We start from the raw sequence: 21,073 nt of genomic DNA, 5'->3' as shown, positions 1-21,073 counted from the left end.
CGTTAGCGTGGCTGCGAGGGCACTGAGCCATCGGAAAGCGGTCCGCTGGCAGGAGTATCAGTCAGCGAAGCTGCCTCGGCCGCCTGATGTTCTTTTGCCGCTAGCGCATCGGCCTGCAGGGCAGCAAAGTATTGCAGGCCAGCCCGATTGGGAGCCGTGGCCGGCCGTTCGCGGCGTGGGCGGGTAGGGCCTTCGCCTTCGGGCCGGGGTGGCCGCAGGGCCTCGATGGCTTCCAGGGTAAAAGCGTCTTCGTTCCGATACTCGCCAATGCGCGTGCGTACTAAACGGGTGAGGTGGGCGCCGCAACCCAGGGCCAGCCCAAAATCGCGGGCCAGGCTACGGATATAGGTACCCTTGGAGCACACCACTCGAAAATCAACTTCAGGCAGCGCAATGCGCGTCAGCTCAAATACTTTGATTTCGACGGTTTTGGACTTTATTTCGGCCGCTCCGCCCTGCCGGGCGATGGTATAGGCACGCTGCCCGTCGACTTTCACGGCCGAGAACAAGGGCGGTGTCTGCTCAATGGTGCCGGTGAATGGGGCAGTAGCAGCCCGAATCTGCTCTTCGGTAAGGTGAGCGTAAGGACGGGCCATGTCCACGGCTGTTTCCAGGTCGAAGCTGGGGGTGGTTTCGCCCAGGCGAAAGGTGCCGGTGTACTCCTTTTCCTGCGCCTGGATGAGGTCAATTTCCTTCGTTTTTTTGCCGGTGCAAAGAATGAGCAGGCCAGTCGCGAGCGGGTCGAGCGTGCCAGCGTGGCCAATTTTCTTAATGCGCAGCGCATTTTTCACCTTGCGCACCACATCAAAGGAAGTCCACGTCAGGGGCTTGTCCAGGAGCAGGACTTCACCCGCTTCAAAGTCGAAATCGGCCAGGCTTTTCTTCATTACACCAAGTTTAAAGGGAGTTTCAAGGCCAGCATAATCAAGAGGATACCTCCGGCGATGATGCGGTAGATGCCAAAAGCTCGGAAGCCATACTTAGCCACAAAGCCCACAAACAGCCGAATGGCCAGCAGTGCCACCACAAATGCCACCGCATTGCCCAGCACCAGCTGCTTCAGCTCCGTACCCGACAACATGTGGCTGATATCCACACCATTTGCTTTGGCCTCTTTGTAGTAGTCGTAAATATCCTTTACCGCTGCGGCTGCCATGGTTGGCATGGCCAGGAAGAAGGCAAATTCCGCGGCTGCCTTGCGCGTGAGCTTCTGTGTGAGCCCGCCGATGATGGTAGCCGCCGAGCGGCTGGTGCCGGGCACCACGGCCAGGCATTGAAACAGCCCAATAATCAGTGCTTCCTTAAAGCTTGGGTTGGTGACCGGATGGCCGCCCTGATTGGGCTCTTCCTGCGGAAACCAGCGGTCGATGAACAGTAGCACTACCCCGCCAATTACTAGCATCACCGCCACCGTCGTCACCGATTCAAGCAACGCATCGATGTGCTTTTTAAAGAGCAGCCCCACCACTACAATGGGCAGGAAGGCCACCATCAGCTTCAAATAAAAATCGATGGTCTGAAAAAAGCGCTTGTAGTACACCACAAACACCGAAAGAATGGCCCCCAGCTGAATGACCACCAAATACAGCTTGAAAAAAGGAGTAGGCGCAATGCCCAGCAGGGCCGAGGCAATAATCATATGCCCGGTGCTGGAAACGGGCAAAAACTCGGTGATGCCCTCCACAATTGCGAGGAGCAGCGCGTGCCAATAAGTCATTGGTAATGGTTAACAATTAATGATTAGTGATGACTGGTTAGTGATTTTTGGGATGGTCAAGTAACCACTAATCATTAACCAGCAACCACTAATTACAGGCGCTTGTAGGCTGGCGCAGCAGGAGCAGGGGTAGTAGGTACATTAGCAGCGGGCGCGGCATCAGTGGTGAGGCCCGAAGCCGTTATGGGAGCTACCGGTGCCGGCTCCAGCGACTTATCGCGCACCATGATGGCAGCAAATTCCACGGCAAAACCGGCCAGCAATAGCAGCGGCCCCAACGTGATGCCAACGAAGTCCTCGCCATAATTGGCCTTGTCACCAAACATCATGGTGATGAAGCCGGCGGCTAACAGAGCTAGGCCCACCCACATCAGGCGGTAGTTGTAGGGGCCAAAGGCGAAGCGGAAAGCGTGTTTAGTAGGTTGCATATACTAGTATCAGTTGTTGGTTATCAGTTGCTAGGAGCGGATTGCTGACTTAAAGAGCCTGACAACTAAAGAATTAATAAAGGTCGTCGAGCGACATTTTAAGGTACTTGTGCACGGCACGGGCCGAGCTGAAAAAACCGATAACCACACCCAGCCCTACTACAGCCAGTAGCAGGATGCCCAGGCGCAAGTCATCGCGCAGCAGGCGCAACTCACTCACTTCCAGGTAAGCGTATTGCAGCATGGCTACGAGGATGAGTGCTGCCAGCAGGCCGCTGGCCAGGCCTTGCCAAGTGGCGCGCCGCAAAAACGGCTGCTGGATAAAGAGCCGTGTCGCGCCCACCAGTTGCATGGACCGGATAAGAAAACGCTGCGAAAACAGGGCCAGCTTGATGGTATTATTAATCAGGATGACCACCACCAGCACCAGCACCGCCGCAAAGCCCAGCAGCACCAGGCTCACCCGCGTCAGGTTGTTGTTGATGCTAGCAAACAAGTCCTGCGGGTACTGTACCTCAAACACGCCGCGCTGTGCCGAAATGCTGCGGTTGAGCTGGCGCAGGTGCATGGTATCGGTAAACTCGGGCTTGATTTTGAGCACGTAGGCATCGCGCAACGGGTTGTCGCCCAGAAACTGTCGGAAGTCCTCGCCGGTGCTTTGCAATAGCTGGCGGGCGCCTTCTTCCTTGCTTACAAACTTAATTTGGGGCTTGCCGTTGCGTTCGGCTATGAAGGGTTGCTGGCCCAAATCCTGCTGCAAGCGCAGCAGCTCCGTCTCCGGCAGGTCACGGTCGAGGTATACCTGCACCTCCAGGTTTTCGCGCACTACTTCAGAAAGCCTTTGGGCGTGCACCAGCAACAAACCAAACAAACCAATCACCACCAACGCCAGCGTAATGCTGAACACCACGAGCAAAGTAGGGTAGGAGCCGAGCTTTTTCTTGCGCGTATGTGAGGTGGTGGGGGCGGCCATATTCAGGCAAAGGTAATCTTGGCAGTCAGCAGTTGGCAGTTATTAGGGAACAATTCCAGGCCCGTTGTCTACTAAATGGCGTAAACCGAGCCACGTAAAGGCAAGTGGTAACCGCTCACGCTAATTGCTAACTGGTTTTACAAATTCGTTTTTGGGTCTTCGTCCACGGTCATCACCTCCTTGCCTTCGCGGGCTTTTTGGGTGTTGCGGACGCTCTTCTTCGGATTCTTGCGGCGGAAAAGCTCCCCGAAGGAATTGAATTGCTCAGTGTGCAGCAACGAGAGGCCGGCGCGGGGCTGGTTGATGGTTTCGAGGTCGCGCGGGGTGGTTTCATAACGCAGCTTTGCCCGGAACTTGCCATCGGCCCGCAGGTAATACTCCAGGCTGAGGTCGCCGAGTAGAGACGCCTGACCGGCGGTGTTGCCACTCGTGGGAGTCGTGCTGCCACCGGTGCTACTATTCACCAGGTTGGGGTTGTTGGTGAAGCCGCCTTCCCGGGTCACACGTAGGCGGCCGTTGAGGAAAGAGTAGCTCAGGCGCACCTGCAGCGCCTGCAGCTGCTCGGCGGTCAGACCGTTGATGTTGAAGTCAATTTCAAGGTTCTGGTCAATCTGTGACGTGAGCAGGCCCAGCTGGGTACTCAGAATCTGACCCAGACTATTCTGCACCGTATTGTCCTGACCACGAATGGAAATGGTGTTGCCAAAAGAGCCAGGCGGCGAGAGCTGCTTAAAAACCAGCAGACTGAAAACCTGACGGTTAAGCTCCTGCTCGTCATTTCGCAGGGAGGCCGTGAATGCCGCTAAATCACCCTGGAGCGTGCCCGGCGCATCGTTAAATTCAAGGTTGAGCTTGATAGCCGGCAGCAGCAGGGGGCCGGTCAGCGTCATCACGGCCGTGACGGGCACCACGGCCACGCTGCCCGCGCCGGTGCCCGAGGCGCTGCTGGTGCCCAGCACGGGAGCCAGCGATGTGCGCTGCGTATAAGTGGCCGTCACATTCATTTCGCCGGCCAGCGGGTCGCCGTTCCAGGAAATAATGCCGCCGGGCCGGACCACAAATTCCTTGTTAATCAAGCCTTGCAGCGTGAAGTTGTACGCGCCGCGCACAATTTCTACCTGCCCGTACATGTTGAACTCGCCGCGTGTGTCGATGGCCATGCGCAACTGCCCCGCCGCTGAGCCGCGAATGACATCGCCCGTGCTTTCATCCAGCAAAATTTCGATGTAGGCTTCCGGTGTCACGGTCAGGTTCATGTTCAGCGTGATGCCCGATAGGTCGACCTTGTCCTGCGCACTTATTGCTACTGCCTTTTTGGTGATGACAGTATCACCCAATGGGTTGTGGTTCACAAACTTGATGTAACCGGCCTTCTCAGCTTTGGCCGCATTGTCGAGGGGCAGCGACAGGCGGGTACCGGCCTCGCTGCTGGCCCGCACCACCACGTTGAGGTCGTCGGTGGGGCCGGTTACGCGGGCAGTGCCAGTTGCGTAGGCCGTACCAAAATACAGGTCATTATCCTTGCGGGTCGTATTGAGCACCTGAAGCTTACGGAAATTAGCCGCAATATCCAGGCTCATATTTTTGAAGCCTTTGTGATGCACGATGCCATCCACAGTGCCAGTATTGCCCAACGCGTCGCGTAGCTTAATGCTGTGGAATTCTATCGATGTATTCGTGAAGCTGACGCGGTCGGCAAATGTGTACGTAGTCCCCAGATAGCCAAACGTAAGACGGCCATTACTCACATCTACCAAGCCCAGCAGGTTAGGCGAGTCGAACCGCCCGGTGAGCCGTAGCTCGCCCTGCCCGGTGCCGCCCAGGTTTTTGAATAGCGAGCCCAAAAAAGGCTGGGCCAGCACAATGGGCGCATCATTGAGCTTGCCTGTTAGGTTCAACTGGTTAGTAGCGTCTCTGGGGGAAATGTCGCCAAGTACATTCAGCACCAATTGATTATTGCGGGCCACGTCCAGGTTCACGCGCAGCTTGCTGGCAGCGTTGTCCCAGTCGCCGTGGCCAGCCACCTGACCAATCAGTGTGCCGTCATACGTCAGCGAATCCACGCCGAGTGTGCTGTTGATGGCTAGCGGGCCGTAGATGCCACTCACGGTTCCCTGAGCATTAACGCGCCCGCCCAGACGCTGGCCGGTAAGTGGGTTAAGTGTAGCCAGTTCGAAGTCCTTGAGCTGGAGTTCCAAGGGTGGCTTGCTGGCATCGGGCGAGATAAAGCCTTGCGCACCCACAAACTGCACCCCGTTGCTAAACGTCAGGTTCTTAATGTCAAACTCGCGGCCGTAATCTGAAATCCGCACCGAGTTATCGGCTGCAATAGTCCAGTCCTTTTCCAGCAGATGTACGTCCGACTGCCGGAATACCAGCTCCACGGCTCGTGCCAGAAAGCCCAGCGAGCCGTTGATGCGGGCCCGGTTAGTGGTGCCCGTCTGGGCCAGTGCGGTCGAGAAGTTGATGTGCTGCTGGTCCCACACGCCTTCCACGAAGAAGTTTTCGGTGCGGCCCAGCCCCGGCAATAACTGCCGCGCACTCGTCACGCTGGCCTGCGCCAGAATATCGGACTGGTAGGGCAGCTTCGACGTCAGGAAGTCAAAATCGTTGTTTATGGTGTGCACCGGGCCATAACTCAGGCTGTCAAGGTGCCCACCGAGCTGGAATATCGACGTTTCGCCATTGCGGAACGAACCGTCGATGCGGCTGCCATTGGCCACCTGCAAGTCGGGCACGAATAGCGCCAGCAGCGGGGTTGGCTTTTTCAGATTGAGCTGCAAATCGACCTGATACACTGGCAGCACGCGTTGCTGCTTGCGGCGGTAGTAGTCGGCTGTGGCCGCAGGGTTACTCTCAAAGTTGAGGCGGTATTCGGTGATGAGGGTTTGTACATCGCGCACCACGTCAGAAGTGTTGAAAGTGCCGGCCACGCGGCCATCCACGGCTTCCGAACGCAGCGTTATTTTGCGTTGGTTCAGGCGGTTGCGGGTGCTCACTACATCAAGCGTATCGAGGCTCAGCGTGCGGGTGCCCATGCTGAAGTGCGAGTGCCGCAGGTAGGCGTAGCCAATAAGTGAGTCGAGTTGTACGCCTTTAAAATGGACATTGGCCGTGGTAGATACCACCAGTGGCTGGCTCAGCAGGCCCAGCGTGCGCAGGTTGGCATAGTCAATTTTAGTCTTGACGTCTACGTTCTCATGCTTGCGCTCCAGGTCAATATTGCCATCGGCTACCAGGCGCACGGCCGGGTCGTTCACGCTGGCATGCCCGCTGAAGTGTTGCGGCCGGAAGCTGCCATCCAGCGCAATGTTGCGGTAGCGGTAGCCATTCAGCCAGATGGCGGGCACCGTGAGCTTGGCCTTGCCCAAAGCAGAGGCCGGCAGGAAGCCGGTCCCTTCCACGCGCCCATTTAGCGTAACGTCGCGGATAATGCTTTCGTCTCCCAGAAATTTCCCCAACTGGAAGGCGTTGGAGCGCACCGTCCCCTCATAGGTAGCATGCGTTAGGTCTGTTTTGGTTTTGAGGTTAACGTCCGTTGCCACAAACCCCAGCGCCGTATCGAACGACGCATTGGCCACAAAGTCATCGTAAAAGCCCAGCACCTGGCCCTGCAATTTTACCGTGCCCAGCTTCTGCACAAACTTATTAGCGGAAGCCGGCAGCCACTTCTTCAAGTCGCTGGTCATCACCACCGAAGGGAGCAGGCGCAGGTCAATCAGGCTTTCCTTGTAATTAGGCAGGCCGTCGGCGTGGGCGCGTTTGGCCACAATGTGCGTACCCTTGCCATAGCGCACATCAAGGTTATTCACTTTAAAATCACGCACGTAGCCCGATGCATCCCCCGACAGGGCTACAGACTCGTGCATCTCGCTCAGCTGCGGGGCAAACTTGGCAATGTCATCCGTGAAAACCTGCGAGCCGTGTAGCCGCGCAATGGTCTTCATCGAGTCATTATAATCGGTGAAGTTGGTGAATACCCGGAATTCAAAGCGCACGTAGTCTTTGATTTGACTGCGGCCCACGCGCAAGCTCAGGTTCTTGAACTCCCAGAAATGTGGCCCGTAGGTCATGTCCGCCGTGATTTCGCGGAGCTGCGACTGCGAGGGGGTTTCCACGGCATGCAGATGGCTGATGCGCAGTCCCAGCGTGTCGCCGAGGCGGATGTTGGAAATGTCGGCATAGATACTGTCCACCAATAGGTGGTCGTAGTCGATGCTTTTGCCGTAGGTGGGGGAGTGGGGCACGTCGGCCTTCTCAATGGCGAAATGGCCGTTGCGCAGGGCTACGGAGCCTACTTTGAAGTCAAACGGTGCTGACTTGGTCGTGTCCGTTGAAGGGCCAATCAAGCGTTTTACCGTCGCCATCAGCTGGCTGAACGTAGTCGAATCAGGTTGGCCAGCCAGATTTTTCAACACGAATCGCGGCTCATTCAGCGTGAGGGTAGCAATGTGCAGGTGTCGTGGGTCGAACACCGAAAACAGCGAAATATCTGCGTCAGCCCGCCCAATGCTGAGCAATTCGCCGCCGCGTCGGTCCTTCACGCTCACCCCTTCGAGCAGCACGCTGGAAAACGGCCGAATGTCAATTCCTCCAATCGTGACCTGCTGCCCGAACTTGTTTGTGAGTACGTCCGCCGCCTCATGAGCCAGCCGCGTTTGCACGCTCGGAATGCGCAGTGCCACCAAGGCTGCCCCCACGGCCAATACTATCAGTAGCCCGAGGCCCAGCAGTATTTTCAGCAGAATGGCGAAGAAACGACGCACCGGAGCAGAACAGTTGAATGCGAAAAACGCGGTTTAATCCGCAAAGTTGCGGTTTTTTGGTGGTGAATGGCAAGCCTTGACCGCCCCGACCAATTATCAGGCCAAGGGAACGGCTGTTTACGAAGCACCGTTTAGCCCCGTTAGGGCCAAATTGAGCCCGTAACACGAACTTTGCATTTCGTGTCCCCGCACCAGCGCGGCGCCGGCATAAAATCGACTTAGCCCGTGAATTTATCGACAATTCATACCGCCCAAAGTTGAGTTGCTGCCTGCCCGCCCTGTCCACTTTTTCCGCATTATCACCTTGCCTGCTCATCCCATCATTCTCGCGCTCGAATCCTCCTGTGATGACACCGGCGCAGCCGTCCTGGCTGGCGGCCAACTCCTGAGCAACGTCGTCGCCACCCAAAAAGTACACGAGCAGTATGGCGGTGTGGTGCCCGAACTGGCCTCCCGCGCCCACCAGCAGCACTTGCTGCCCGTTGTCACGGCCGCCCTCAAAGAGGCTGGCATCACCAAGGCCGACCTCGACGCGGTAGCCGTCACGCAGGGACCGGGCCTGCTTGGTTCCTTATTGGTAGGCGGCATGTTTGCCAAGACGCTGGCGCTGGCGCTGGATAAGCCACTGCTGGCCGTGAACCACATGCGCGCTCACATCCTGGCCCACTTCCTGCGCGACCCTAAGCCGGAATTTCCTTTCCTCTGCCTCACCGTGAGCGGCGGTCATACGCAGCTGGTGGTGGTGAAGTCGGCGTTGGAAATGGATGTCATTGGCCAAACCATCGACGATGCCGCTGGTGAGGCCTTCGACAAAACCGCCAAGCTGCTCGGCCTGCCATACCCCGGCGGCCCTCACCTCGACAAGCTAGCTCGCCAGGGCAACCCACAGCGCTTTTCGTTCCCGGTAGGCACCATGCCGGGCTATGATTTCTCCTTCAGTGGCCTGAAAACTTCGGTGATGTACTTCCTGAAAAAGGAGGTAGCTGCTAATTCAGATTTCATCGCTGAAAACCTGGCCGACCTCTGCGCTAGTATCCAGCACACCATCGTGGCCACGTTGCTCCGCCAGCTCCGCCGCGCCGCCGCCGATACAGGCCTTACTCAAGTAGCGCTGGCTGGCGGCGTGGCCGCCAACTCTGGCCTGCGCACTGCCCTGGAATCCGAAGCTGTGGTGCAAGGCTGGCAGGTATTCATTCCTGACTTTGCCTTTTGCACCGACAACGCCGCTATGGTGGCCATGACGGCCCACTTTCAGTACGAAGCCGGCGAGTTCGCCGACCAACTCACCAGCCCCAACCCACGCCTGAAGCTGACGTAAGGAGCGTTATGTTCTGTAGCGCTCCGCGCTCGAACAAGTCTACCTTTGCCGCCCCATCTGCCGCCGTCGCTTGGCAACTGGCAACGAACACCTGACAATTAGCCCAATGGCCAAAGACGATAAACCTGTCATCATCAACATCAAAAACCGCCGTGCCAGCCACGAATATTCCTTCCTGGCTAAGTACGACGCGGGTGTGATGCTACAGGGCACCGAAATAAAAAGCATCCGCGAAGGCAACGTAAACCTCACGGATGGCTACTGCACTTTCGACCAGCGTGGCGACCTCTGGATTCACTCCATTCGCATCGCCCCCTATTCCTTAGGTACTTACAACAACCACGACGCCATGCGCACCCGTAAGCTCTTGCTCAACAAGCGCGAGCTCAAGCAGTTGGCCGGCAAGAGCGTGGACCAAGGCCTTACCATCATCCCCCTGCGCCTATTTGTAACCGACCGCGGCTTTGCTAAAATCGAAATCGCCCTTGCCCAGGGCAAAAAACTCTACGATAAGCGCAACGACCTCAAGGAAAAAGCCCAGAAGCGCGACATGGAAAGGATGTAACAGGTGTCGGTAGATGTGAAAATGTGACTAGGAGAAAGTCGCATTCAAAGCAACACTAGCATCTTTGTAGTCAGTTGGAAGCATGAGTTAATCTAATTCTCAGCGTTTCCACATCACCCACATTTTTACATTATCTTGAATCCCGGCATCTGCGCCCTGAGCGCCGTCCCCGTCCGCGCCGAGCCCAACGACCGGGCCGAACTCGTTACCCAACTGCTGTTTGGCGAGTGCTACCAGATTCTGGTTACCCAAGAAAGCTGGCTCCAGGTGCAGCTTGCTGCCGACAACTACGTGGGCTGGATTGACATCAAGCAGCACACCCCGGTTTCCACCGAGTACTACACCGATTGGTGCGCTCACGACCATCCCCGTGCCCTTGACGTCGTACAGGCCGTGAGCGACGCTACCACCAAAATTCCGCTTACGCTTGGGTGTCGCCTGCCGTTTTTCGATGGGATGAACGTCCGTATCGGGGCCCGTAACTACTTCTACAACGGCACCGCCACCAACCCCGCCGCCGCCCCCGATACCGCCCGCCAGGCCGCATTGCTGCGTAAAACTGCCCTCATGTACCTGAAGGCACCTTATGTATGGGGAGGCAAAAGCATCTTCGGCCTCGATTGCTCCGGCCTGTGTCAGCAGCTCTATGGCTTGGTCGGCATCCAACTCCCCCGCGATGCCCGCCAGCAGATTGACCACGGCCGCACGGTCGACTTCGTGACCCAGACCAAGCCCGGCGACCTGGCCTTTTTCGATAATTCTGAAGGACGCATCGTGCACGTCGGCATGGTGATGGAGGAAAGCCAAATCCTGCACGCCCACGGCGAAGTCCGCCTCGACCCGCTTGACCACAACGGGATTTTCAACCGCGACCGGCAGCGCTATTCGCACAAGCTCCGCCTTATCAAGCGCCTGCTGCCGGAGTAGGGGAGAGGTCCGATGCCTGTTGTGCGCGAATGGAAATCGTTAGATTTTCTCTCCCTGAGGAGAAGGGTTGAGGGTGAGGCTGTCCGAATCGGGGCCACCCTGATTCTCCGCTGAACTTAACTCCCATACGCTTGTTTATCTGGTCGGAAACCGCTAGCTTTCGGCGGGTTATCCGACCCCACAAGCGTATATGGACCAAAAAGTGTTAGTGCTGAATGGCGACTATACCGCCATTACCCTGTGCAGCGTGCAAAAGGCGTTTGTGCTTTTGTTTCTCGACAAAGCGGAGATGGTAGCGAAGTCTGATGGCACGCTGCGAACCATCTCGCAGGTCTACCCCAAGCCGAGCATCATTCGCTTGCAGCGCTACGTGCGCGTGCCATACAAAGGCATTGCTTTAAGTCGGCATAACATTTTCAAGCGCGACCATTTCGAGTGTCAATACTGCGGCTCGACCAAAAACTTAACCTTGGACCACGTTGTGCCCCGCTCCCGCGGCGGAGAATCTTCGTGGACCAATCTGCTCACGGCCTGCGCCCGCTGCAACCACGCTAAAGGCCACCACACGCCCAATGAGGCGGGTTTGACCATCCGGCAGCAACCCAAAAAGCCTACGCTGGCGGGCTTCCTCAAGCTCTCGGCTGGTACTATTGACCAAAACTGGCACGCGTATCTGAATTAAGTTCAGCGGTACGGGGTTGGGAAAGAGTACATTTGTCCTTCATCTCAATTAAGTCTTGCCCATGGCCCTCCCTAAGTTCGCTGCAACCCGCTCGTTTCACACCGAGCTCAAAACCCGGATAAATCAATACTTTGAGGAATCCGGCCAGCGGATGACGGGTGATGCAAGCCTTATTTTCAAGGGCGTGCTGCTGGTAAGCATGATGGCGGTGCTCTACGTACATCTGGTGTTTTTCACGCCGGCCTGGGGCTGGGCTCTGCTCGAATGCGCCCTGCTGGGCTGTGTTATTGCGGCCATCGGCTTTAATGTAATGCACGACGGGGCGCACGGTAGCTTCTCGCGCTTTGCCTGGGTGAACAAGCTGGCCGCTTATACGCTGGGTGTGCTCGGTGGCAGCCCCTACATGTGGAACTCCAAGCACAACCTCATCCACCACACCTACACCAACATCGAGGGCCATGACGACGACATCAACATCCAGCCTTGGATGCGCATGACGCCCGACCAGCCCAAGCACCCGCTGCACCGCTACCAGCATTTCTACTTCTGGGCCCTCTACTGCATGCTCTACACGTCCTGGATTTTCGCCATGGACTACCAGAAATACTTCTCCCGCCAAATCGGTGCCATCGGCCTCAAGCCCATGAATACCGGCGAGCACGTTAGCTTTTGGGGATTCAAAGCGCTGAATCTGGTGCTCTATGTGGCCCTGCCTATTTACATGGTGGGCTTCCTGCCGTGGTTTGCTGGCTTCATGCTGAGCACGGCTGTCGCCGGCCTCGTGCTGAGCATGGTGTTTCAGTTGGCCCACACGGTTGAAGACGCGGCTTTTCCTGTGCCTTGCCCTACCACACATAAGCTGGAAGATGAATGGGCTATTCATCAGGTACGCACTACGGCCAATTTTGCCACCGATAATAAGGTAGTAAGCTGGCTGGTTGGTGGTCTTAACTTCCAAATTGAGCACCACTTGTTTCCAAAAATCTCGCACGTACACTACCCGGCCATCAGCAAAATTGTGCAGCAAGTGTGTGCTGAGTTCGATGTGACCTACAATAACTACGCCCGTACCCGCTCGGCAGTGGTTTCGCACGTTCTGTTCCTGCGCCAAATGGGCCGTGCTGCTTAAGCATCACCAACAGATTTAAATAAAAAGCCCCAACGTAGCTGCGTTGGGGCTTTTTATTTAAATCTGTTGGTGATGCTTTACTTACTCCCTGCAAAAGCCAGTAGGTCTTTCGTCAACTGGTCCTTATCGGTAAAGAACAGGCCGTGGGGAGCACCTTCGTACACCTTGAGTTCAGCCCCTGCTACCATTTTGGCCGTACGTGCGCCGCTCACCTCATAAGGCACCGTCTGGTCCTTGTCGCCGTGAATAACCAAAGTCGGCACGGTTACTTTTTTCAAGTCATCGCGGAAATCGGTGCCTGAGAATGAGGTGACGCACTCGTCCGTAGCGTTAGGTGCGGCCAGAGTGGTCACGGTCTGATTCCAGTTCAGCACGGCTTGGCTCACTGGGTGGCTGATGAGGCTCTGGCCGTAGAAATCCTTTGCGAAGCCCTCGAGGAAAGCAAACCGGTCCTTTTTGATGCCGTCGTGCATCTGGTCGAACACCTTTTGCGGCACTCCGTCGGGGTTGTCGCTGGTCTGGAGCATATAGGGCGTCACGGCGCTCACGAAGGCCACGCGAGCCAGCCGGTCTTGGCCGTAGTTGCCAATGTAGCGGGCAATCTCGCCGCCGCCCATCGAAAAGCCCACCAGCGTCACACCGGTCAGGTTAAGCTCAGTAAGCAGAGCGTTGAGGTCGGACGCCAGCGTATCGTAGTCGTAGCCGCCCCAGGGACGCGAAGAGCGGCCAAAACCGCGGCGGTCGTAGGCAATAACGCGGTACCCGGCCTGGGCCAACGCTACTGCCTGATGCTCCCACATGGTATGGTCGAGCGGCCAGCCGTGGATGAGCACTACTGGCGCACCCTGGCCCCAGTCTTCGTAGAAAATATTGACCGGATGCCCGGCCGTATCGGTTCCTGCTTTTAAAATAGCCATTTGTGAAATTGAAGTGTAAGATGGATGAAGTGGTTACGAGCCGATGCGGCCCGAGGGATGGAAATACCGTCCAGATTTCTGGCACAGCCTCACCAGCAGGCAGTACCTTGCAGCGCCTGTATTTACTTTCTGCGCCTTCATGTCCTTGAGTTCCTCTGCTCGCCTATCAGCCGTCCTGTTATTGGCCTTGGCCGGCTGCCAATCCAAGACCAAACAACCCGACACCGCTGTCACCAAGGCTGCTGCCAGCAAGCCGGTGGCATTGCCAGGGGCCACCACCCCTGCCACTTCCTACGAAACCTACCGCGGCCGTTTCGCCGCAGCTGCCGACAGCTTCACCCTGCACCTGACGCGCGTACCCGTAGCCGAGGAGTTTGAAGCCGAAGGATTAGCGGCCTATTACTACGGCTCCGACGGGCAGGTTCACGAGTTGAGAGAACGTTCCAATCCTTCGCCGGATAGCCTGCTACTGGGCGATAGCGGCCCCACTTCACCGGACCAACCTGAAAAAGACTATACCTGGCACTTGCACCGCGAAGCCAATGGCAGTTGGACTGGCACCCGGGCTGGCCAGCCCCTGCAGCTCCAGCGGGTGAGTTCCGCTCCTGATGGACTCGGGTTTTCCGTAGTCCTGCACGTGGAGAAAATACTGGCTTTCCCCAGCGAGCCGAACTCTCCCTACGCCGAATTGAACCTGCAGGGACTTGTGCCTACCGGCCCCGCCGCAAACACGCCAGCCAACCAGCTGTTGGCCGCCAACATCCTGCGGTCAGAACGCGGCGACACCAGCGCCAGCATGCCCGCACCGGCCTCTTTAGAAGCCCTGTGGCGCAGCCAGCGGCAGGCCTATATCCGCACCTATCGCGCCGACGCGGCAGACCTGCGGCCTGCGCCCGGTAGTTCGGAAGAGGAAATGCCTCGCTACGCCCTCACGTACCAGCAGCGAAGCACCGCCAACGTTATGGTGCACCAGCCGCCGCTGCTTAGCTTGGCGTTTCCCCTGTATGAGTATCAAGGAGGTAACCGGGGCCACTTAACTACCCGATTCCGCAGCTACGACCTCCGCTCAGGGCGCGTCTTATCCTTCGACGACGTCTTCCTGCCGGGCACCCGCGCCCAACTGGTTCCGGTGCTCGAACAGCATCTGCGCAAGGAGCTGGGCCTCTCCGCTACCGAACCGCTCGAAGGTGGGTTAATGGCTGGAAAAATGCCCGTTTCCACCAACATCTGCCTCACCCCAGGTGGAGTGCTTTTTGGGTATGAGCCCAACGCCGTAGCTGCTGAGCACTATGGAGCAGTCACCTTATTCGTGCCCTTGGCGGAGTTGCGGCCATTGTTGCGTGAGGACTTGCCGTTGCCCGCAAGCAGCGTAGCGGTTCGCTGATTTCTGTCCTCTCCAAAGAGCTAGGGCTTATGTTGACGTATAAGGAGCGGAATAAGGTTTAGATTCTACTAGCCCATTGCTAAATGTTTCGCATCCGTCTCACATAATCCTCTGACTACGGAACAGGTTCGCATGTAATTACTATGCCGGCGAGGGTAGGAAATTCCTGCTTTAGTCTAGGATGCAACTAGCAAAAGAGCTTGATAACCCGTACCTTTGCGGCCCCGCCAGGGTGGCGGGCCTTGCTTAATTACCAGCAAGTGCATCAAACAAACTGCGCGGAAGCCCGGGCTTCGGCCGCCGCGTTTAAAAACAGAAGCCCGCAAGCTATTATGGCAGAATTAGTTGACGATTTCGACTGGGATAACGTCGGAGCCACCGGTTTTGGTGGAAATTACTCTTCGGACCAGCGTGCCGAGATGGAGAAAATGTACGGCGACACGCTGACGACCGTACAGGAAGAAGAAGTTGTGAAGGGCACCGTGGTAGGCATCACCGACCGCGACGTAATCCTGAACATCGGCTTCAAATCGGACGGCCTCGTGTCGATTACTGAATTCCGCGACCTGCCCGACCTGAAAATCGGTGACGAGGTGGAGGTATTCATCGAAGACCAGGAAGATATCAACGGCCAGCTCATCCTGAGCCGCAAGAAGGCTAAAATCAAGCAAGCCTGGAAGGCTATTTACGATGCCCTCGAGTTGGATACCATCCTCGAAGGTGTGGTGAAGCGTCGCACCAAAGGCGGCCTCATCATGGAGCTCGACGGCGTGGAAGCCTTCCTGCCCGGCTCGCAAATCGACGTGAAGCCCATCCGCGACTTCGACATTTATGTTGGCCGTCGCATGGAAGTGAAAGTTGTGAAAATCAACTCTGCTTTCGACAACGTCGTGGTTTCGCACAAAGTACTAATCGAGAAAGACCTCGAGAAGCAGCGTGAGGCCATCCTGAACAACCTCGAAAAAGGTCAGATTCTGGAAGGCAACATCAAGAACATGACCAACTTCGGCGTGTTCATCGACCTCGGCGGTGTCGACGGTCTGCTGCACATCACGGACATCTCGTGGGGCCGTATCGCTCACCCGAGCGAAGTGCTGACCCTGGACCAGAAGCTGAACATCGTGGTTCTGGACTTCGACGAAGCCAAGAAGCGTATTTCACTGGGCTTGAAGCAGCTGACTCCCCACCCGTGGGATTCGCTGCCGGCCGACCTGCAGCCGGGTTCGAAAGTGTCGGGCCGCATCGTGAACGTGGCCGACTACGGCGCATTCATGGAAGTGGTACCGGGCGTAGAAGGCCTCATCCACGTTTCGGAAATGAGCTGGAGCCAGCACCTGCGCAACCCGCAGGACTTCATCAAGCAGGGCGACACGGTAGAAGCGCAGATTCTGACGCTCGACCGCGAAGACCGCAAGATGAGCCTCGGCATCAAGCAGCTGACCGAAGACCCTTGGACCCGTGGCGACTTCGCTGGTACCTACGCCGTAGGCACCAAGCATAGCGGCACCGTGCGTAACCTGACCAACTTCGGCCTGTTTGTAGAACTGGAAGAGGGTGTAGACGGGCTCGTGCACGTGTCAGACCTGAGCTGGACCAAGAAAATCAAACACCCCTCCGAAATGGTGAAGGTGGGCGACAAGCTGGACGTAGTTGTTCTGGAGCTGGACCTGGGTGCCCGTCGCCTGGCCCTGGGCCACAAGCAGCTGGAAGAAAACCCCTGGGATACCTTCCAGACGGTGTTCACCCCCGGTTCGGTTCACAAGGCTACCATCACTGAGAAGTCGGAGCGTGGCGCGGTACTCGAATTGCCTTATGGCATCGAGGGCTTTGCTTACCCCAAGTCTTTGGTGAAGGAAGACGGCACGACTGCCGAAAACGGTGAGTCGCTCGACTTCCGCGTAACGGAGTTCTCGAAGGATGACCGCCGCATTGTGCTCTCGCACACGGCTGTTTACAACAAGGAAGCCGCTGCTGAAGACGACAGCCGCAACGCCAAGTTCAAGAAGAAAACCAACGCCAAAGGCGGTGAACCTCAGGGTGAAGGTAAAATCAGCGACCTGAAGAAGACCGAAGAGAAGTCGACCCTCGGCGACCTCGATGCGTTGAGCGCCCTGCGCGACCAGATGATGGGCAACGAGCGCAAAGCGGGTGAGCAGAAGCTCGCCGCCGCTGCTAAGGCTCCCAAAGCCGAAGCCGCTCCTGCTGCTGAAGAGGGTGGTATTCTAGCCAGCATCAGCGGTGCCGCTGCTGCTGCTGTTGATACCGTGAAGCACGCTGCTGCCGACGCTGTAGACGCTGTGACGCACTCGGAAGCTTTCGCTAAGGCTTCGGAAGTAGCCGGCGACCTAGTGGATAAAGCCAAAGGCCTGGTTGCCGGCGACGACGCCGACAAAAAGGACGGCGAAGCCAAAGCTTAGTGCTTGACTTTGATTGAGAAAGAGCCCCGGCCGTAACGCCGGGGCTTTTTTTATGTTCCAAACCTTGCCTACGCCAAACGGGCTGCCTACCTTTGCGCTCCCAAAAGACCACAAATGGTGACGTGACCGAGTGGCTAGGTAGAGGTCTGCAAAACCTCCTACAGCGGTTCGAATCCGCTCGTCACCTCTCAAAATGACAATCCCCTTGTAAGATTTCTTACAAGGGGATTGTCATTTTGAGCTAGTTGGTTAGGAGTTGAACAGATGTGCCATGAAAGTAAAGCACTGTGCTTTTTTAGTTGCAATACTTGTGCTGGCTGGCTGCCATCATTATAAAAAGGTGCCCAAAAGCAACGTCGTTTATATTCAGATAGGGGATTCCATCACGTTCGGGTCACGGAATAATGGTGGAAATTCTCCCGGCGACTTTGCCGTACGTGCTTTAGCTACGCCCACTACCTACATGCGGCTGGGTTGGGCCGCCGAAAGCGCAATCCAGTTCATGCAAAGGCGTCAGAAACAGTTGTTGGATTCTTTACGGACGATTCCGGCTGGGCAGCGGGTGATTTTGGGAATAGCTTACGGAACAAATGACTTGCCGCAGACGGAGCCACGGCAGGTACTAGCCAATATTCTGCGCGTTGCCCATTGGGCTCGCGATACAGCCCATGTAGCCGAAGTGCTGATAATTCCAGTGATGAACCGAAAAGATAAATGGGGATTCACTCGCCATGCCGATGGAACAATTGTTTATCAATTCAACGAAGCACGCCTGTGGCTGAATAAGGAATTGCACGCCCGCGCTCATACGTTGAGTGGGGTGAAAGTTGCGGACGAAGTCTATTCCCCCGCCATGTATGCCGAGAGCTATCCAGATGATACTGTGCGCTGTGCAGATAAGGTTCATCCGTGGGACCAAGGCGCAAAAGAACTAGGTGAGGGGACCATTGCCCATGGCATTGCCAGTTTCGACAAGATGGAAGTGCGCTAAAAAGCTGGCATGTCTGGGATGAAACCTGCATTGCAGCCGAGGGAGCCCCTAGCTAGAAGCGTTCATGGTTTTTTTAAGGCCTGACGAGTTGATTTGCGGGTTTTCGGCGGCATTGTGCCTACATTTCGTAGCTAAGATGGGCCATGCCCGTACTTAGCTACGAACCTGTCGCCCTAACCACCTTGAACACCTTATGAAAATTATTGACCTCCGCACCATGCGCGGGCCGAGCTATTGGTCGGTTAAGCACCACAAGCTCATTGTTGCTAAAGTTGACTTGCAGGAAAATGCCGGCCAGTGGTCGAATGCGATTTCGGGCTTTCCGGCCCGGCTGATAAAGCTATTTCCGAACATCGGCCAGGTGCAGCCAGGGGGGATGAGCGGCAAGCAGGCCGCCAAGCACCAGCCCCTAACGCTGGAAGCGCTGAATGACGGCGAGCCGCTGGGCTACGTCATTCAGCACGTAGCACTGGAATTGCAGCGCCAGGCGGCGATGTCGGTGTACTGGGGCAAGAGCTACCCGGCGCACGAGGAAGGAGTGGAGTACGTGGTATTTGCTTACCAGGAGGAGCGCGCCGGCCGGCGTGCCGTCGAAGCAGCGGTTGAAGTTGTGGAAGCCCTGTGCAAGAAGGAAAAGGTGGACCTGAAGCCCATCATCGACGAACTACATGAAATTCGGGAGGATGAATTCTTTGGGCCCAGCACCTACAGCATCGTGGCTGAGGCGGCTTCGCGTAACATCCCTTATATCCAGCTCAAGAATAGCAACATCATTCAGCTGGGTTATGGCGTGAACCAGCGCCGCATCTGGGCCACTACCACCAGTCTGACTTCGCACGCGGGCGTGGAAGTGGCTGGCAATAAGAACCGCACCAAGGCCATGCTCAACGATGCGGGCGTGCCCGTGCCGCGCGGCACCACCGTGTATTCGGAAGCAGGGCTGCGCGATGCGATTGACGAGCTGGGTTTCCCCATCGTGACCAAGCCGCTGGACGGCAACCACGGCAAGGGCGCTACCATCCGCATCATGAACTGGAAGGACGCCGCCGAAGGCTTGGTGGCCGCACAGGTCTACTCGCGGGCCGTGATTGTGGAGCAGTTTATCGAAGGCTTCGATTTTCGCTTGCTGGTGGTAAACGGCAAGCTCATTGCCGCTGCCAAACGCACCCCGGCCGCCGTAACAGGCGACGGCAAGAGCACCATTCAGCAGCTCATTGATGAGGTGAACAAGGACCCACGCCGGGGCATTGGTCACGAAAAGGTGCTCACCAGCATTAAGGCCGACAAGCATACGCTGGACATTCTGAAAGCCCGGAAGCTGACTCTGAAGTCGGTGCTGCCGGCCGGCGAGGAAATCTACCTGAAAAGCACCGCCAACATCAGCACCGGTGGCACCGCTACCGACGTAACCGACCAGATGCACCCCTATAACGTGCTGCTGGCCGAACGCGTGGCCGGCATTGTGGGCCTGGATATCTGCGGCATCGACCTGATGGCCACCGATATTGCCGTGCCCCTCAACGAGAGCCGGGGTGCCGTGATTGAAGTGAATGCCGCACCCGGTTTCCGCATGCACATCTCGCCCGCCGATGGCTTGCCGCGCAACGTAGCTGCGCCCGTAGTCGACATGCTTTTCCCGCCCGGCAGCACGGCCCGTATTCCGATTATTGCCGTGACCGGTACCAATGGCAAAACCACTACGACGCGCCTCATCGCCCATTTGGTGGCTAGCAAGGGCTACAAAGTAGGCTTCACTACCACGGACGGCATCTACATTCAAGGTGTGCAGCTGCAAAAAGGAGACTGCACCGGCGGCCAAAGCGCCGAGTTTGTGCTGAAGGACCCGACGGTGAACTACGCCGTGTTGGAAACTGCGCGCGGCGGCATGCTGCGCTCGGGCTTGGGCTTTCACAATTGCGACATTGCGGTGGTGACCAACGTGGCGGCCGACCACTTAGGCCTGCGTGACATTTATACCGTGGAGGAAATGGCCGCCGTGAAGGGCGTACTGCCCCGCACTGTGCGCAAAAACGGCTGGGCCGTGCTCAATGCCGACGACGACCTGGTGTACGCCATGGCCCGCACCGTTGACTGCCGCGTGGCGCTGTTCAGCATGAACGAAAACAGCCCCCGCATTCAGGAACACGTAGAAGCGGGCGGCGTGGCGGCGGTGTACGAGGAAGGCTATGTGACCATCTACCGCAACAGCTACAAGCTGCGCATCGACCGCGCCGCCGAGTTTCCGGTGACGTTTGAGGGCCGCGCCGGCTTCAATATTGAGAACTGCTTGGCAGCGGCATTGGCCGGCTATCTGGCGGGTTTTGATAAAGACGACATCAAAACCGCTTTGCGCACTTTCGTGCCGTCAGCTACCAAAACGCCGGGCCGGATGAACATCTACAAATTTCCGAAATTTGAGGTAATTGTGGATTACGCCCATAACACGGCGGGCATCACCAAATTCGCCGAGTTCATGGAGGCCACCACGGCCACCCACAAAATCGGCATTGTGTCGGGCCTCGGCGACCGCCGCGACGAGGATACCTTGGGCTTCGCCCGCATCGCCGGCCGCATCTTCGACGAAGTGATTCTGCGCCAGGACCGCGACCTGCGCGGCAAATCGGCCGAGTTCCTGCGCGAAATCATGGAGCGCGGCCTGCGCCTCGACAAGCCGGACTTGAAAATTACCTATATCGAAAAAGAGCCCGACGCCATCGACCACCTCCTGGCGCACACGCCCGAGGGTGGGGTAGGCGTCATCTTCACCGAGAACATTGCCGGCACAATAGCCAAGCTGGACGAGTTCGAAACTGCGAATTCAGCAGGTTAAGGCCATTGTTTCCTGTAGGGAGCGGGGCC

15 protein-coding genes and 1 tRNA gene are annotated in these 21,073 nt (G+C 57.1%); 10 read left to right on the top strand and 6 right to left on the bottom strand.

Going from position 1 to position 21,073, the window contains the following annotated elements; translation table 11 throughout:
• Nucleotides 1-2: 2 nt before the first annotated feature.
• The 5 genes from truB to J4E00_RS30135 form a co-directional block, all read right to left on the bottom strand.
• The gene (gene truB, locus J4E00_RS26960; protein WP_208178458.1) at nucleotides 3-887 is read right to left on the bottom strand and encodes a tRNA pseudouridine(55) synthase TruB; all 885 of its coding nucleotides are present in this window, start codon (nucleotides 885-887) and stop codon (nucleotides 3-5) included.
• Nucleotides 887-1,717 carry an undecaprenyl-diphosphate phosphatase gene (locus J4E00_RS26955; protein WP_208178457.1) on the bottom strand — a complete coding sequence of 277 codons (831 nt, stop codon included), beginning with the start codon at nucleotides 1,715-1,717 and terminating at the stop codon, nucleotides 887-889. Before J4E00_RS26955 ends, truB begins: the two co-directional genes overlap by 1 nt.
• Nucleotides 1,718-1,809: 92 nt before the next feature.
• Nucleotides 1,810-2,145 (bottom strand): DUF3098 domain-containing protein, encoded by a 336-nt coding sequence (locus J4E00_RS26950; protein WP_208178456.1) that lies wholly within the window; start codon nucleotides 2,143-2,145, stop codon nucleotides 1,810-1,812.
• A gap of 73 nt (nucleotides 2,146-2,218) precedes the next feature.
• Nucleotides 2,219-3,118 (bottom strand): cell division protein FtsX, encoded by a 900-nt coding sequence (locus J4E00_RS26945; protein WP_208178455.1) that lies wholly within the window; start codon nucleotides 3,116-3,118, stop codon nucleotides 2,219-2,221.
• A gap of 137 nt (nucleotides 3,119-3,255) precedes the next feature.
• Nucleotides 3,256-7,884, bottom strand: a complete 4,629-nt coding sequence (locus J4E00_RS30135; RefSeq protein ID WP_208178454.1) for a translocation/assembly module TamB domain-containing protein — start codon at nucleotides 7,882-7,884, stop codon at nucleotides 3,256-3,258.
• 304 nt (nucleotides 7,885-8,188) lie between these two features.
• On the opposite strand from J4E00_RS30135, the gene tsaD reads away from it, so the two are divergent.
• The 5 genes from tsaD (at nucleotide 8,189) to J4E00_RS26915 (ending at nucleotide 12,505) form a co-directional block, all read left to right on the top strand.
• Nucleotides 8,189-9,202, top strand: a complete 1,014-nt coding sequence (gene tsaD, locus J4E00_RS26935; protein ID WP_213017994.1) for a tRNA (adenosine(37)-N6)-threonylcarbamoyltransferase complex transferase subunit TsaD — start codon at nucleotides 8,189-8,191, stop codon at nucleotides 9,200-9,202.
• Between the two features lie 106 nt (nucleotides 9,203-9,308).
• Nucleotides 9,309-9,767: an SsrA-binding protein SmpB gene (gene smpB / locus J4E00_RS26930; RefSeq protein ID WP_208178453.1), complete on the top strand. Its 459-nt coding sequence runs from the start codon at nucleotides 9,309-9,311 to the stop codon at nucleotides 9,765-9,767.
• A gap of 135 nt (nucleotides 9,768-9,902) precedes the next feature.
• On the top strand, nucleotides 9,903-10,694 hold the full coding sequence (locus J4E00_RS26925) for a C40 family peptidase (RefSeq protein WP_236050221.1): 792 nt from the start codon (nucleotides 9,903-9,905) through the stop codon (nucleotides 10,692-10,694).
• Between the two features lie 190 nt (nucleotides 10,695-10,884).
• Nucleotides 10,885-11,376, top strand: coding sequence for an HNH endonuclease (locus J4E00_RS26920; protein ID WP_208178452.1), 492 nt, complete (start codon nucleotides 10,885-10,887; stop codon nucleotides 11,374-11,376).
• 61 nt (nucleotides 11,377-11,437) lie between these two features.
• Entirely contained in the window at nucleotides 11,438-12,505 is a 1,068-nt protein-coding gene (locus tag J4E00_RS26915; protein WP_208178451.1) for a fatty acid desaturase family protein, read from the top strand.
• Between the two features lie 77 nt (nucleotides 12,506-12,582).
• Here J4E00_RS26915 and J4E00_RS26910 read toward each other — a convergent pair whose 3' ends face one another.
• Nucleotides 12,583-13,422: an alpha/beta fold hydrolase gene (locus J4E00_RS26910; RefSeq protein WP_208178450.1), complete on the bottom strand. Its 840-nt coding sequence runs from the start codon at nucleotides 13,420-13,422 to the stop codon at nucleotides 12,583-12,585.
• Nucleotides 13,423-13,561: 139 nt separating this feature from the next.
• On the opposite strand from J4E00_RS26910, the gene J4E00_RS26905 reads away from it, so the two are divergent.
• From J4E00_RS26905 to cphA, 5 genes are all read left to right on the top strand, one after another.
• Nucleotides 13,562-14,806 carry a DUF3298 domain-containing protein gene (locus J4E00_RS26905; protein ID WP_208178449.1) on the top strand — a complete coding sequence of 415 codons (1,245 nt, stop codon included), beginning with the start codon at nucleotides 13,562-13,564 and terminating at the stop codon, nucleotides 14,804-14,806.
• 332 nt (nucleotides 14,807-15,138) lie between these two features.
• Entirely contained in the window at nucleotides 15,139-17,223 is a 2,085-nt protein-coding gene (rpsA, locus tag J4E00_RS26900; RefSeq protein WP_208178448.1) for a 30S ribosomal protein S1, read from the top strand.
• A 116-nt stretch (nucleotides 17,224-17,339) separates the two neighbouring features.
• Nucleotides 17,340-17,410 (top strand) — tRNA-Cys (locus tag J4E00_RS26895).
• Nucleotides 17,411-17,494: 84 nt separating this feature from the next.
• The gene (locus tag J4E00_RS26890; protein ID WP_208178447.1) at nucleotides 17,495-18,214 is read left to right on the top strand and encodes an SGNH/GDSL hydrolase family protein; all 720 of its coding nucleotides are present in this window, start codon (nucleotides 17,495-17,497) and stop codon (nucleotides 18,212-18,214) included.
• 193 nt (nucleotides 18,215-18,407) lie between these two features.
• The gene (gene cphA, locus J4E00_RS26885; protein WP_208178446.1) at nucleotides 18,408-21,044 is read left to right on the top strand and encodes a cyanophycin synthetase; all 2,637 of its coding nucleotides are present in this window, start codon (nucleotides 18,408-18,410) and stop codon (nucleotides 21,042-21,044) included.
• The last annotated feature ends 29 nt before the right edge of the window (nucleotides 21,045-21,073 follow it).

The organism is Hymenobacter negativus, from assembly GCF_017571495.1.
GTDB classification, from domain to species: Bacteria; Bacteroidota; Bacteroidia; order Cytophagales; family Hymenobacteraceae; genus Hymenobacter; species Hymenobacter negativus.
This window is presented reverse-complemented; position numbering and strand designations above follow the sequence as displayed.

What these genes read in the sequence shown, in the direction of transcription:
- J4E00_RS26950 (WP_208178456.1), bottom strand. Translation starts at nt 2,145, where the DNA reads ATGCAACCTACTAAACACGCTTTCCGCTTCGCCTTTGGCCCCTACAAC.
- smpB (WP_208178453.1), top strand. Translation starts at nt 9,309, where the DNA reads ATGGCCAAAGACGATAAACCTGTCATCATCAACATCAAAAACCGCCGT.
- J4E00_RS26905 (WP_208178449.1), top strand. Translation starts at nt 13,562, where the DNA reads ATGTCCTTGAGTTCCTCTGCTCGCCTATCAGCCGTCCTGTTATTGGCC.
- rpsA (WP_208178448.1), top strand. Translation starts at nt 15,139, where the DNA reads ATGGCAGAATTAGTTGACGATTTCGACTGGGATAACGTCGGAGCCACC.
- truB (WP_208178458.1), bottom strand. Translation starts at nt 887, where the DNA reads ATGAAGAAAAGCCTGGCCGATTTCGACTTTGAAGCGGGTGAAGTCCTG.
- J4E00_RS26910 (WP_208178450.1), bottom strand. Translation starts at nt 13,422, where the DNA reads ATGGCTATTTTAAAAGCAGGAACCGATACGGCCGGGCATCCGGTCAAT.
- J4E00_RS26890 (WP_208178447.1), top strand. Translation starts at nt 17,495, where the DNA reads ATGAAAGTAAAGCACTGTGCTTTTTTAGTTGCAATACTTGTGCTGGCT.
- J4E00_RS26955 (WP_208178457.1), bottom strand. Translation starts at nt 1,717, where the DNA reads ATGACTTATTGGCACGCGCTGCTCCTCGCAATTGTGGAGGGCATCACC.
- J4E00_RS26920 (WP_208178452.1), top strand. Translation starts at nt 10,885, where the DNA reads ATGGACCAAAAAGTGTTAGTGCTGAATGGCGACTATACCGCCATTACC.
- J4E00_RS26945 (WP_208178455.1), bottom strand. Translation starts at nt 3,118, where the DNA reads ATGGCCGCCCCCACCACCTCACATACGCGCAAGAAAAAGCTCGGCTCC.
- cphA (WP_208178446.1), top strand. Translation starts at nt 18,408, where the DNA reads ATGAAAATTATTGACCTCCGCACCATGCGCGGGCCGAGCTATTGGTCG.
- J4E00_RS26915 (WP_208178451.1), top strand. Translation starts at nt 11,438, where the DNA reads ATGGCCCTCCCTAAGTTCGCTGCAACCCGCTCGTTTCACACCGAGCTC.